This window comes from Fluviispira multicolorata (genome assembly GCF_009208585.1).
Classification (GTDB): domain Bacteria; phylum Bdellovibrionota_B; class Oligoflexia; order Silvanigrellales; family Silvanigrellaceae; genus Silvanigrella; species Silvanigrella multicolorata.
Genome location: NZ_WFLN01000004.1, coordinates 535,239 through 549,343, shown reverse-complemented (window position 1 = coordinate 549,343; position 14,105 = coordinate 535,239). Strand labels below are relative to the sequence as shown.

Genomic DNA, 14,105 nt, shown 5'->3' with positions numbered 1-14,105 from the left:
TATGGAACAAACTGAGCGTTATAATCATTATTATTCTGAAGAAAAAAATAAAGAATCTCAATATAACAGACAGTGCAACTATAAGTTTTTTTATGGAGATCTTCCAGAAAACCCATCTTCAGATGAGCTAGCAAGGGATTGGAATTTAAATGGAGTAGAACTTGTTTTTATTTCAAAGTTTAAAATTGAAAACCGAGCATGGGCTGCCTTTTCTCTTTGTCTTTTAAGAAAGTATTCTAGGTTTCCTAAACCAAATGAAAAACCATCAGCTACGATTTCTATGTGGCTAAATAAAATTTTAAAATTACCAATTAAGGAATCAACTATTTTTCCTGAACGTGATAAAACACGAACTGAAATATTAGATTCTATTAAGTCTTTTCTTGGTTACGAAGATTTTGATGAAAAGGTAGTACAAGATTTAAAATCATGGGCTTTTCAACATGCATGTGCAGGTGATTCTGAGGCTCATGTTCGGGAACAGATCATTCCACTTTTGAAAAAATGGATGGTCATACTTCCAGCAGAATCTTCGCTCGAAAAAGCATTTTGTTCAATTTGGGAAGAAGTAAAGGATAAGGTTTACGAAAATATTTACTCCAAATTATCTGATGATATTAAAAGTAAAATAAACAATTTACTTTATGTTGACTCAAATTCAAAGTCAAAAAAATCTGCTCTTTTTTCATTTAAACAACCTCCTCCAGAGCCTAAGCCTTCAGCTATTCAAGAATGGATTGAAAAATATAATTTATTAAAGGATTTTGATACTTCAACTATAGATTTAACAAGCATTAGTCCTCAACTTGCAAAAGAATTCGATCGTGATGCGCAACAATATGATGTTCATGCTTTAAAAGATTTAAAGGAAGAAAAAAGATATACTTTAGTTGCATGCTTCCTTATTGAAAGTCAAAGTCGTATTTTAGATCAAATTGTTCAAATGAATGATATGTGTCTTACTAATTTTGAAAGATCATGTAGGAATGAATTTTATAAATCGCTAACATCTAAAACAAAATATTACCAAAAATCCAAAAAAACTCTTTTAGAATATAGTGAAAAATCTATTCGTTTAATTAAAGATAAAAAAGCAGATCAAATTGAAGAACAAATCGATATTGATTCCGTACTTACTGCTATTGGAGATATCAAAGAGCTTTCTAATTATGAAGACAGGGGTTTTTTAATAGAGTGCCTAAATAGGCATAATCAACTTAATAAATACATGCAATTGTTTTTTAATTTACCAATTGAAGCCCAAAAAGGCTCTGAAGATATTATTTTATCATTAAATATAGTCAGAAATAGGGTTGAAAATAGATTAAAAGGATTGTTACCAGATACCCCATCTCAATTTTTAAAAGCCCCTTGGAAACAGATGTTTGAATCTTCTCTTCCAAACGAAAGATTACGTGCTTGGGAAATAGGACTTCTTTGTGAAATTAAAGAACGTTTAAAATCAGGAGATTTATTTATCAGGGGAAGTTCAAAATATCGTCCGTTCTGGGAAATGATTTTTACTGATGAAGAATGGAAACAAAGAAGAGAAAAAGGGTTTAAAAACCTTAAAATCTCCGAAGATTTTTCTATTATAAGAAATGAACTTGTCAAACAATATGAAGAAACTTATAACCATTTTTTAAAAACATTACCAGAAAATAAATTTGTAAAGGTTATAAATAACAAATTTATTTTTAGTAGAGATCTTGGAACCAAAGAAGATCCTGAGGTAGACGTTATTCGAAAAGCAATCGAACATTCCTTGCCAGCTAACAAATCAATTGAAAATATTTTTGAATCAGTTGATAATCATTGTCATTTTATCAACTTTATCATTTCAAAAACGAGGAATGCTTCAAAATGGGAAAAAAAGAAACATGTTGTCTTAGCGGCTATGCTTTCGCAAGCAACCAATATCGGAATGTCTGGTATGGTGCGATCGACAGATGGTATTTCTGTCCATGAATTAAGCGACTGCATTCGTGAGTGCTTTACTCCACAAATTTTGAGAGAATTAAATCAGTTCTTAGTCGAATTTATTTTAAAGCTATCTTATTCAAAAAATTATGGTGATGGCAAATGCTCTTCAAGTGATGGGCAGCGTTTTGCTGTGAGAGAAGGATCATTATATACAAGCTTTTGTACACGTTATTTTGGATTTTATAAGAAAGCTGTTAATGTATATACCCATGTCGCAGATAATTATAGCGTATTTTCAACTCAAATACTTTCTTGCGGCATAAGAGAAGCAATTGCTGTTTTAGATGGTCTTTTATCTTCTGAAAATTTTATTCAATCTAAAATTCATACTACAGACACACATGGATATACGGATCAAATTTTTTCCATTTCATATTTACTTGGAATTACTTATGCTCCACGTTTAAAAGATCTTGGTGGAGTTAAATTATTTCGAATATTACCAAAACAAGACTTAGGTGATTATTCAATTAACTTTACAGGGCTTGCAAATATTGATTCCATTGCTCCGCATTGGGACGACATGATTCGCGTCGTTTCTGCGTTAAAAGAGGGCCATGTCCGAGCCTGTGATATTTTACCAAAGCTTGGCAAAGGTTCCTATATTGATAAACTTTCCCAAGCATTTACTACATTAGGCCAAATAGTAAAAACGATATTTTTACTTAGGTATTCATCCGATCCTGAGTTTAGAAAAATTATTCGTAGACAACTAAACAAAGGTGAACATAGACATACACTAGCAGATCATGTATTTTTTGCTAATAAAGGTGAATTTAGATATGGCGATCTTGAATCATTAATGTGTCAAGCAAGCTGTCTTTCTATTGTATGTAATATTATTTTGATTTCAAATTCAATTGATTATGATGTTATTATTCATCAACTTAAAAGCGTTGGATTTCCTATAAAAGATGAATTATTAGGACACATTTCTCCATTGGCTTATAAACACATCGCAATTAATGGTCACTATAAATTTTCTAGAGAAGAGGAAACAATGATAATATGAATAATACATCACTTTTATCATTACTTAAATCTTTGTCTTATCGGTTTGAAGAACATAAATGGACAAATACAAGAGGGGAGATTTTTCAAGCTGCATTGTTATTTAAGCCAGAACAAAAAGAAGAAGTATTTAGCATTATCAAGAATGAATTTAATGATGGTTATGATAAAAATGAGAATTTTACTTTTTTTTATTTAGAGAAAAATCAAAATAAGAAGCAAAAGTTTTTTTATAATGGAAAAGATATTTATGATCGTATCTCCCTAAGTAAGAAAAAAACTTACAAATCTTATATAGCAGACCTTGATGCACCCGTTAGAGAACGAATTAATTATTTAAGAGCTGAGTTAAAAAAAGCAAGGGATGGAAAAATTATTGGTAGACCTCCACTTTTAATTGAAGAGCTTCTAAAACAAGCTGAGAAAAGAACACTTAGACAGCATATTGAAGAAAATCTTGATAAGTTACCAATAAAAGAATATAAAGAATTTCGAATTAAAATTAAAAATTCAAATAAATGTTTAGTGACAGACTACTTAGATGCTCCTGAATATATTTGGGCAAATATGAAAAAAAATAACAATTTAATAGAATATAATAGATTGCAGATTGGAGTTAATTTATTTTTTAGTTTGGATAAAAACGACAGGAATAATAGTAAAGTATCCAATTTAATTAAACAAGCGATAAAAGATAATTCTATATTTAAAGACTACATCCTTTATTCTTAATTTCTCTCTATTGATTTAAAACATTTTCTTTTTTGTAAACGAATTACACCAGTTGTTTTTCTATCTGTCCAATAATTTCCATTTAAATTTAATAAATCTTCTTTAATTTCCAACTTACATCTTGCAGAACCATAATGAATAGGACTTTTTTCCCTGACAGTTGCATCTTGATCATTACAATATGAGTAATTCAAATATATAGAGCCATCCTCTTTGACTTCAATATATTCTCCATAAGAATGACTTATAGATCCATTTGTACTTAAAGTTACTTTAATTATAAAGATATCTGGTTGGGTTATTTTTACATTAATATCCTTATTTTTAGATAAATTTGATGATTCATTTTCTTGATAAGTAGTTTCAATACTACCTTCCCAATCACCTTCAAGATATGGAACGCCAAATAATTTAAAACTATAAGGAATATATTTCCATATAAATTTTGTAAATAAATACTTGAATAATATCGCAATTGTAATTGAGGATAAAATAATACTTATTAATTCTTTATAACTATTTTCCAAATCAGTATAATTTAAATTCTTTATTATAATGAATAAGATGAATGAAATAATTCCAACAGCTATTGTCAATCTATCAATCATTTCCTTTTTCACTATTTAAGTTCCTCTAAAAATCTTTTAACATCTAAAAGAAATTGATGAACATCATTAATTTCCCATTTTTGATAATAACCAAAAAGATTTTTTATTTCATTAACTTCAAGCCAATTTGTTAAATTATTTGGATCATTGAATTTTTGAATCAAAAATTCAATAATAATCTTGAAACTTAAATAATCGTTTTCATTAAAATAACAATCAGGAACATTATAAATTAGACAAGAAATTAAATATGATGGTACTTTATTTTTGCTAGCAGAAGGATATATAGATTCCATTTCATATCTTATATTTTTTAGTATTCTGACAAAATTTTTGTATAGTCTATTTGTACTGTTATTTTTAAAAACACCTTTGTCATAATCTTGTTTTGGCCAATTATAAATAATTCCTCCATTAGAATCCTTTAATGCAACTCCTTCATCATAATAAATAAAATCCTTATATTTTCTATGAGCGAAATGAGGAACAATATCAGCATTAACTCGACAGCTATTGGAACGGATCTTTATAGATTTTGATCCGATTGTGACATTTGATTGTCCAAATTTAACTTTCAATATTAATTCTATTTGTTTTTTAAAATCTTCATATGAATAGGGGGAAGTAATAAACCCAAAGTTTTCATTACTTATATTCTCTGGATACTTATTAAAAAAGTAGTCTTTTGCTACAATAGCAATATCAACATCACTATCCGAAGGTATATTTGTTCTATTATAAAATGAGCCTTTTGCATAAACCTCAAGGTTCATTTTTGATAGATTAGAGTCGCTATTAACCGCCTCTTTCACCATTCTTAGCGATCGTTCACATTTTTCTATTTCAGTGTCGCTAGTTGGTTTGGACCACTCTTTTAGTTTATTTTCACGATTTTCCATTATATTTTTTACTTTATATTCAACAAGTTTTTTAAGATTTTCACTCCAAAAACTGTCATCAGTTGCATATCTATTTGTTATTAAAGTGTTTTCTTCATTCAAATTATTTGACATAAATTTCCTTAAAGTAGTTGACGCAAAATTTGTTAGATGTTACAATTTTTGCGTGTTTAAGAGTATTTGCTTTTGAGTTTCAGCGCCTAAAAGCATTCAAGAACTAAAAAATATAGTTTAATCCATAACTTATCTCCTAGGGCATGATAAAGTTAATATTAATAAACTCCCGCCCATGTTCAGTTTTGATTTTGCCTACAATTATAAAAACTCCAAAAATAGGCTCACTTACAGAGCGTAATCGGCGTGTTAGCCGTGTCAAGAGGTCATTTAAATTTTTTCCAAAACTTATTTATATATCTAATAATTATAAATTGTTATAGAATGAATTTTTTTAATTTAATTAAGTTTTCATATAAATACTACCATTATGGTAGTATTTGCTAAAGCGCCGTTTTTCTCTCGAAACAGGTCGCTACCCCTATTAGGTGTAAAAGAATGGGCTGAAAGTTTTCCTTTTCTTTTTTCAATAATGTATCTTGCACTTAATAAATTTATTCTCCTATGAATTGTATTCTTGCTTGGTGCTTTTAGAGATGCTTGAACACATTGCCTACGGACTTCCATTATTACTGATTTTATACTGTTACGTTGCTTATTTAGATATATTTTTTCAATTAATTCAGCAATTATTTTTTCAACATCACGATTTATTCTTTTTTTGCCTCCACCACCTGGTGGAGGTTGAGGCGCAAGGGCATTAACAGCACCAACCGAATCTTTATATTTTTTAACTAATCTAAATAAGGTACTTCTACTTATCTTTAATTCATTGCATAAGTCTTTAATCTTATTTTTTGGAATTGTATCAAGACCAAGAATAGGCTCAAGTATTTTATATCTCTCTCGCGCAATATCCCATGCTTTTTGAGAAGTTATGTTTGTTGGAATACTAATTTGATTTTTAGAATCAACTTTATTAATTGGATTTATATTATTGTTCATGGCGTACTCCTTTCTAGAGATAGCCAATCGAGTGAATGCTAACTTAAAATTCATTTATTAACAAAGTAAGCTAAATCTACAAAATTATTATAAATATAAATATCTATTGATATTTATAATAATTTTTATTTAAAATATAAATTTATTTGCTCTATCTTAAAATCATTTCCTTTTATGTCTTTAATTGATCCCCATAGAGGATGACACTAAATAAACCAATGATATCAATCTATGGAACTTAGTCTCGTCTTCTTTGGGGTATTTATTACCTGATGTCACTATCTTTGGAAAATTACACAGAGGCTGGATTTTAATGTTTTTATCGATTGTTTATGATTGCTGTTGGTATTTTTTAGAAACGATGACATTAGTCCCAAAGAGGATGACACTAAATTAATCAATAATATCAATCATTGGAGCTTAGTCTCATCCTCTTTGGGGTATCTGTTACTTGATGTCATCGTCTTTGGGAAAAATCAGTCTCATTTTCTTTGGGTAACATACTGAAATTACATATCCTCCAGTCTCATCCTCTTTGGGAAATGACAGAGGGCCTCCTACGTCTTTTTTCTGGCTATTTTTATCTTGAAAAGTCTCTTATGCTTAATTTCAATTCAGTTTTCAAATCTCACGCACCATAATGATGGTTATCATAAGTGAAATCTATTTATACAATGCTTTAGTTAATTTACTAAATTTATACATATAATTTAAATATAAATTTAGTAATATAATATTTAAATTTAGTAAATTTATAGAGAGGATATGAAAGTTTGTTAAAATTAGGCATAGGGAGAAATTCTTCAAGCAAAAAATAAAGTTAACATGTGCAAATTTATTTAATTTCAGGCATTTCACGAATAAATTCAATTTTATCAAATGGAATTGGTCCAGATAGTTGTACTTCCTTATTAAACCTCGCAGTTAAATTCAAATATTTCTTTGCGCGAATGTAGGCGCTGAACTGAATTGATTTTTTTGAATTTGAATTTACATTATAATCCCTAGTGGAAATCTGCCGAGAAAAATGCTCCAATCCGAATTCTTGCGATGCCTTTTGTAAATCTACAGCAGGAAATCCTTGGCTATTAATCTTATAAAGATAAAGTTTCCTCCCTCCAAATTGAGGATCTTTGGTATCGCGAAATGCTCTGACAACTTCTCTGTAAAAAAATTTAGCACCATCTTCGTCCCTTGCTGAAAATACTGTATTGTCCCCAAAAATCTTATTAGGTAACGCGGTATTTGCCCCTTCAAATCCCCTAGTTAAAATAATGCTTGGTGGACGGCTATCAAGCCGATAAGTTGACTCAATATCTGTTTGAAATTTTATGGGAAGGGTAACATAACTTTCATGTTTTAAAAAAAAACTATTTATTTTTTCACTTTTATGATTCCATAAATAGACAGAGAGTTTGATATTTGGCCTTTCTTCTTTGAACATTTTAACTATTGTATGTTTAGGATCATATTTTGATTTTAAAATATATATTTTCAATTCTCCAGATGAATCATAGAATGTTTGGCTCATTATATGTGAAATTATTTTGTAATAAGGTTGTGTATATCCGCTCTTATTGAAATCTAGAAAAATATGTTCCCCTTCAATAGGATCTTTAAATTTTAGATCACTATTAATCGAATAGTACTTTTGGTTTAATCCATAATTATCTGAATACTCTGCAAATGAAAATGGCTCAATTCCTTTTTGAATATCTTTGGAAATTAATGCTGTCTTTTTGTTATAAAAATCAGAAGGATTTTTTATCTTTTCAATTAACTTCTCTTTAGCTTCATAAATTTTCTTATGTTCTGTGGATAGAATATTTATTTCTTTAAAATCATTTGAAATGCATGTACTATTTTGCATTGGAAATGCAGTGTAAAAAGAAAAAGTAAACAAGATGATAGTTACTAATTTTATTTTAAATTTATACATTAATTTTCTTCCCTCAATGCAAAATCATAGCTTGTGGCATCTTTATTTTCAAAGAACTGATTTGTTTGCATATCATTGCATACTTTGCTTTGGATAAATTTAACATTATGATCTAGCTTTTCCATTGAATTTATGATTGAATTGAAATAATTCTCAAAATGTGGAAAGTATTTGTATTTATTCTTATTTTCTATCTCAAAGCTGTGTAGTAACCATTTTCCTGTTGAAAACTGAATAAAACAAAATTGACGTAAATCATTCTCACTATTTTCATTTAAATGATCATTCAATTTGTTATATTCCATGGATATTAAATTCAATACTCCTGCTAATTTTTGAGACATTATATCCGAATTATCATAAAATTCATACAATTCAGTTATGAAAAAAGCTTCGTGATTTATGGAATCAAAGTACATATACTTTTGAGGAAGGGAATCTGAAAAGAATATATTTGAATTTTCTCCATTATGGCCATTTATGGGTAATATTGAACGATGAAACATTGCAATTCTTGAAAAATCTCCGATGTTTTTATATAATTTTAAATCATCTTCCTTCCATATTTCATATTCATCTTTAATTGTTTTCAATAATGTTTCTTTTAAATTTATTGACTTTAATGAAGCATTCACAAGTGCATTATAAATAATTGGAGAATGTATTTTTAGATCAAATAAAATTGCAGGATAATCGCTAAAATATGGATGCTGTATAGTGAATTTTTGTTTATAATACAAATCGATATTCTTATTTAAAATCTTTTTAATATCATCGACTAAAGCATCTCTATTGGAATAGATATTATACGCACTAAAATACGGTTCAGAATAACGATTAAGACCCCTATATAAAGATGCTTTCTTTTCCATAAAATGTTTTAAAAGAATTAAATCAACACTTTTAAAATCAATTTTTCCTAACTTTGTTGTTGGGATCCCATTTTCATGTAATTCATTTTTTTTCCACAAACTCTTATTCGTATTTGCTTGAGTTAAATCATAAAGTGATTCAAATTTTTTTATGATAAAATCAATTTTTACTTCAATTTTTCTACTCTCAATGAAATATTCAATTGATTCATTTTGCATACGCATCCAGCTAGAGTTTTTGAGATCTTGGCCAGAAATAATAAGCTCTATTAAGTTATCTAAATTATCTATACTCTCATTCATTACATTTTCTATAAGGCTCTTTAGCCGAAATAAATGAACATCCTTATTTTCATCAAAAACTTCATATTCTTCTGGATATTCTTTACATGAAAATAATATAGTACCACTACATTTCTCCATTTTATCGATTACTTTTACTTTTTTATTAAAGATCTCTAATCTGCTAGCCTCTCTATTAAATACAGAAAGTACCCAACTCTTAAAAGCTAATTCAGACATATTTTGATATGCATATTCCCCGACTTCATTAATCCACTTAGATCTCTTAATTTCAAGTAATCTTTCTTTTGATTCATTTTTAATCTGTGAAATTATCAATTCCTTATCTTTTATCCAACTGATTTTCTCCATTGAACTGGCAACTGCTACTTTATGAAGATCAAAATACTCTGTCGCTATATTCGAGTTGAAATTTTCATTCTTTTTTTTCTTAAGATCAAGAATCAAACCATTTATATGAGGAAATATTATTTTATTATATTCACATTTTACATAATTAATATACTGTTTTGTTTCTATCAAATCATCTCTGCTAATCTTGCAAACATCTTCTGTAGATCCATAAAACACTTGCTGTCCAAGAGGGTATTGTTCTGCTAATAAATCATTATTTAGTGATTTATTTAATTCAAAATCAAGGTTATTGAATATATTATCTAAATTTCTTGTTTGAGAAGCTACTTGCCATTTATGCGCATTATTATATTTTATGATAACATCTTCAACAATGGAACGCGCTAATAAAGGAACATGCTTTCCATAAAAGTTATTAATTGCTATTTCCCATTTTTTTTGAGCTTCCATTAAATCTTGGTCTTGTGAAGATGCATTTTCAACGTAGTTGTAATACCCATTTTTAATGAGTTTATTCGACCTTGCATGGAATATTTTTGCATCGACTACATCTCGAGTTAAACAAATAACGTCCCCAACAATGGGTACAATCCCAAGAACTGCACATGATTTGTCATATCCCGTATCTGTTTCACTCGTAAACGAGTTGATTATATTTACTCCCCATAGAAGCACCATTGCCGTATTGCCAATTGGACCAAATATTTCCCCTGCAATGGATAAACCACTCTCAGATCGAATAGCATTCTCCATCAATGATTTTTCGTGTAGAAATATTTCAGGGATTTCGGACTTATTTACTATTTTTTGGCTTGTCAACGGGAAGATTTTAAAATGAGAGCTATCTATTGAATTTGGAACATATTTATAAAACTCTTTTGGCTCAGACGTTTCTGAGTCAATTCGTGTAAATTTTTCTTTTGCATTTGCCCTAATTTCTTCAGCATTGATTTCTTGCTGACAATGATATTGAGGAATTGCAATTACAGATTTTACAAAAAAAGCGTTTAAGATAAAAATAGGCACTTTTTTTAAGAAAAAACTAATATAAAATTTAAATTTTATTTTCACATTTATCCCTTATTTTTAATAATTTAATTATATTGAAGTATTAGTTTTCCTAAAAAAATATAAAGCAAAATTCAATCAAATAAATTTAAAATGAAATTATTTGATAAAATATCATTATTATATAAATACAAATTATAATAATATATTGCAAAAATTAAACAATTCAAACAACATGATTGAATTGTTTAAGAAGAAAAATAGTCCTAATAGATAAAATCTAAAACTCCTTTTTAAATGATTAAATGAGATCTATAAATTAGGGATCAAAGCAAATATTTAATTTGCACTGAAAAAGTAAATAACTCGCTTATCATATTTTGGTAATTTTTAATGTTTAAAAAATCAAGTGTTAATTTTCAATAAATTATAACGATTTACAATATCTGAATAAAATTTTATTATATGTTTATATAAACTTATATATATGTTATAAATCAAATAAATTAAATCATATTTACATATAAATAGATAGTGCTTTAAAATAAGTAGAGTTGAGCAGAAATTATTGCATATTAAATTAAACCTATATGATTATTAAACCAAAGATCTTCAGGAGAAGTTATTAAAATATTTTGTTTAGGAATTCCTAGAATAAATGCTATTCTACTACAATAAAAAATGGATTTTATCTGAAAACAAATACACTTGGTGTGCTAAAAATTTTTCTTTTATAAATTATTTAACAATTGAATAAAAATCATCTATTGCATTCTAATAGCAAAATTTTCGTTGTCTATTGAATACTCTACCATATAACTTGTCTCGAACTGATAACTTCCATTTTCCAATAAATATACAAAAAGGTGATAGTCATTATGGGAAAGTGAATTGTGATGAGGATGAACGAATATATAGTTAGAGCCAACTCTCCGAATACAATCTTGCCTTAATGTAACAATACGCTCTTTCCCACCATCGATTAAGAAATAATTTATATCTTTATCACCCATCCGAACACTCTTCCAAACTCCGTTAACAGTAATAGGTGGATTATAATTATTGAGAAATAAGGCTGTACTGCTATCAAGAAGAATTCTTTTTTTTATTTGGGGGTTAGGTAACCATGCTCTTGAACCGTTTGCTGTTGCACAGTAAACACTTGCTTCATCAGCAAATGAGTTAGAACTGAAACATGATATCGAGGAAAAGATAAGAAAACAGAATAAAAACTTTTGAATAACTGACATTTAAAAATTCCTTTTTTAAATGGGTGACTAACTGGTATTATCAGAAATGAATAATTTCTAAGCAAGTTGAAATTTACTCTCATTGAGAGAAACAACTTGCCAATTCAACTTTGAGTACCATATTTTTTATAATATTCAAGTTTTATTTAAAATTAAATAAATATATTATTAGTATTCACATATATAGCGAATATATATGTGAATTTAATTTTATTTATATATTTTCATTGTATTATAAATTATTCTTGCCACTCAATACAAAGTTTCTTCCCACAGCTGAAGAGTCATTTTGTTCCAATATAAAGCATAAACTATTATTTGCTCTATAATCTTTGTAACAAAATGACAGCATCTGCTTAATTATTTGATTTAAGTTTTAGATTCGTAGTGTGGCTGATGCGATTATATTCTCTAGGATAAATATCTGCAAGTCTGAAATTCAGTTCAAATCGTAAGAGACGCACTGGCGTGTTATTTTTTAATACAAGCGCATATCTTGTATCACTCACTTTATAAACTTTTAACATTCCATTCTGGGTTTCATTGACTAAGCTTGCTGTTCCGTAAAAGAAAAGCGTTTCTCCCTTATTGCATGTTGATAATTCTTTACGCCCAAAATCATCTAAATCACAGTTATCATTAATATATATTTTAACCTGATTTCCATTTTCAATTATCACATTATAATAACCAATAGCAACACTCTCTATTTTTGAAACCCATTGACCACTTGGTAAAGAGACCTCATTATGAGAGGTGGTTTCAGCATTAGAAGAAAAAGATGTTGATGAATATACTAAATTTGTAAAGAGAAAAGAAAGTATAAAAAAAAATTTAATTAACATATTAGCCTCATATAATAATTATAAATGAAAGTATTCTTTAAAAAAGTTTGTGTTTACAATATCAGTGAAACAATGAAGATAATGATTTTTTATTGATATTATAAATCATATAGTTATCTTTACTCACCAAAAAGAGAGTATCAGTATGATTTGGCTTGTTTAAAAGCATATTTTCAATCGCTGATTTCAATTCTATATTTTTATTTTGATCAATCCACGTTTGATTCATTCCAACTAAAATTGGCTGTCCATTTAAATCAAAATGATAAATGGAACCATCCTGTTTAATAGCAATTGGTTCTGTACCAACGGTAATAACTTGCACTATGTCATTTAAGGAAACATTCTCGATAACCCCATTTTCCCCCTTCTGTATTTTTAAAATCTTTTGTACTTGATCATAAAAGAAATAAGAATTTAATATATTTTCTTCTTTAGAGTTGATAAACCCAACTAAATTCTGGTTTGCTAAATCCGTGGCAGTAACATTTACTTTCAGAATTTTATCGGGCGTATTAATAAACCAACCATTAACATTTCCATCACTGTTTGTTACACGCACAAATTTATCTAAACTTATATTGTTACTTTTTAAATAGTTGTTATTTGAAATAAATTCAAGACTAAAATTTGCCTGAGAAATTTGGATAAGGGATTTTTTGATAGGGTTTTGCAATAGCAATCCAAAACCGTCTTCATGCTCTGCAAATATAAAATCATCTTTAAAATAAGCATTTTTAATTCCTGCAGCGAGAGAAATTGTAATAGCGTCAGAATTTAGTTGATAGAGAACCTTTTTTTGCTTTGGATCGTAATAATACACTTGACCATCTATCACTCCAAGTAATTGTATTTCCGAAGTATCATAGTTAACACTAGGTTCAAATTTTGGAAAAAGGAAAGATTTCTTTTTCACATTATACCAAGCATCTACAACAAGGCCATCAGCAGTTTTATGATTGTCTATTTTAATATAACTATTAGCTCCATGTTGAGTCATTGTTATTTGTTCTAAATCATTGTAGAAGAAGTTTATATTAGAAAAATTTGCTTCATTTATTTCAATAATTTCTTGGGTCCCAAGTGAGAAATTAATATTTACAATACTCTCATCTTTCTTTTTTAATAAAAACTGGCGTGGGTGAACACCTTCAAAATGGAGAGAAGAATTTCCAATTGTTACTTTATTTTGCGTTATAGAAACATCTCCATCAATCTGTCTTGCATCAACAATCCATATTC

Annotated in this window: 10 protein-coding genes; 2 read left to right on the top strand and 8 right to left on the bottom strand. The window is 28.2% G+C overall.

The features are described from left to right. The first annotated feature begins 1 nt into the window (after window position 1). Together GCL57_RS02455 and GCL57_RS02450 are read left to right on the top strand one after the other, a co-directional pair. Window positions 2-2,995: a Tn3 family transposase gene (locus GCL57_RS02455; protein WP_152211675.1), complete on the top strand. Its 2,994-nt coding sequence runs from the start codon at window positions 2-4 to the stop codon at window positions 2,993-2,995. Beyond that, entirely contained in the window at window positions 2,992-3,726 is a 735-nt protein-coding gene (locus GCL57_RS02450; protein WP_152211674.1) for a hypothetical protein, read from the top strand. Before GCL57_RS02455 ends, GCL57_RS02450 begins: the two co-directional genes overlap by 4 nt. Here GCL57_RS02450 and GCL57_RS02445 read toward each other — a convergent pair. The 8 genes from GCL57_RS02445 to GCL57_RS15045 form a co-directional block, all read right to left on the bottom strand. Next, window positions 3,723-4,346 (bottom strand): Cap15 family cyclic dinucleotide receptor domain-containing protein, encoded by a 624-nt coding sequence (locus GCL57_RS02445; protein WP_152211673.1) that lies wholly within the window; start codon window positions 4,344-4,346, stop codon window positions 3,723-3,725. The genes GCL57_RS02450 and GCL57_RS02445 overlap by 4 nt on opposite strands. Further along, window positions 4,346-5,347 (bottom strand): nucleotidyltransferase domain-containing protein, encoded by a 1,002-nt coding sequence (locus tag GCL57_RS02440; protein ID WP_152211672.1) that lies wholly within the window; start codon window positions 5,345-5,347, stop codon window positions 4,346-4,348. Before GCL57_RS02440 ends, GCL57_RS02445 begins: the two co-directional genes overlap by 1 nt. Before the next feature lie 351 nt (window positions 5,348-5,698). Further along, the gene (locus GCL57_RS02435) at window positions 5,699-6,292 is read right to left on the bottom strand and encodes a hypothetical protein (RefSeq protein ID WP_152211671.1); all 594 of its coding nucleotides are present in this window, start codon (window positions 6,290-6,292) and stop codon (window positions 5,699-5,701) included. Between the two features lie 835 nt (window positions 6,293-7,127). Beyond that, window positions 7,128-8,231: a hypothetical protein gene (locus GCL57_RS02430; protein ID WP_152211670.1), complete on the bottom strand. Its 1,104-nt coding sequence runs from the start codon at window positions 8,229-8,231 to the stop codon at window positions 7,128-7,130. Next, window positions 8,231-10,831, bottom strand: coding sequence for a hypothetical protein (locus GCL57_RS02425; protein ID WP_152211669.1), 2,601 nt, complete (start codon window positions 10,829-10,831; stop codon window positions 8,231-8,233). The genes GCL57_RS02430 and GCL57_RS02425 overlap by 1 nt, the downstream gene beginning before the upstream one ends. Before the next feature lie 701 nt (window positions 10,832-11,532). Further along, a complete protein-coding gene (locus GCL57_RS02420; RefSeq protein WP_152211668.1) occupies window positions 11,533-12,018 on the bottom strand; it encodes a hypothetical protein in 486 nt (161 codons plus the stop codon). Window positions 12,019-12,374: 356 nt separating this feature from the next. Beyond that, window positions 12,375-12,863, bottom strand: coding sequence for a hypothetical protein (locus tag GCL57_RS02415; RefSeq protein WP_152211667.1), 489 nt, complete (start codon window positions 12,861-12,863; stop codon window positions 12,375-12,377). Window positions 12,864-12,924: 61 nt separating this feature from the next. Next, window positions 12,925-14,097 carry a TcdA/TcdB pore-forming domain-containing protein gene (locus GCL57_RS15045; RefSeq protein WP_281349638.1) on the bottom strand — a complete coding sequence of 391 codons (1,173 nt, stop codon included), beginning with the start codon at window positions 14,095-14,097 and terminating at the stop codon, window positions 12,925-12,927. Between the last annotated feature and the right edge of the window lie 8 nt (window positions 14,098-14,105).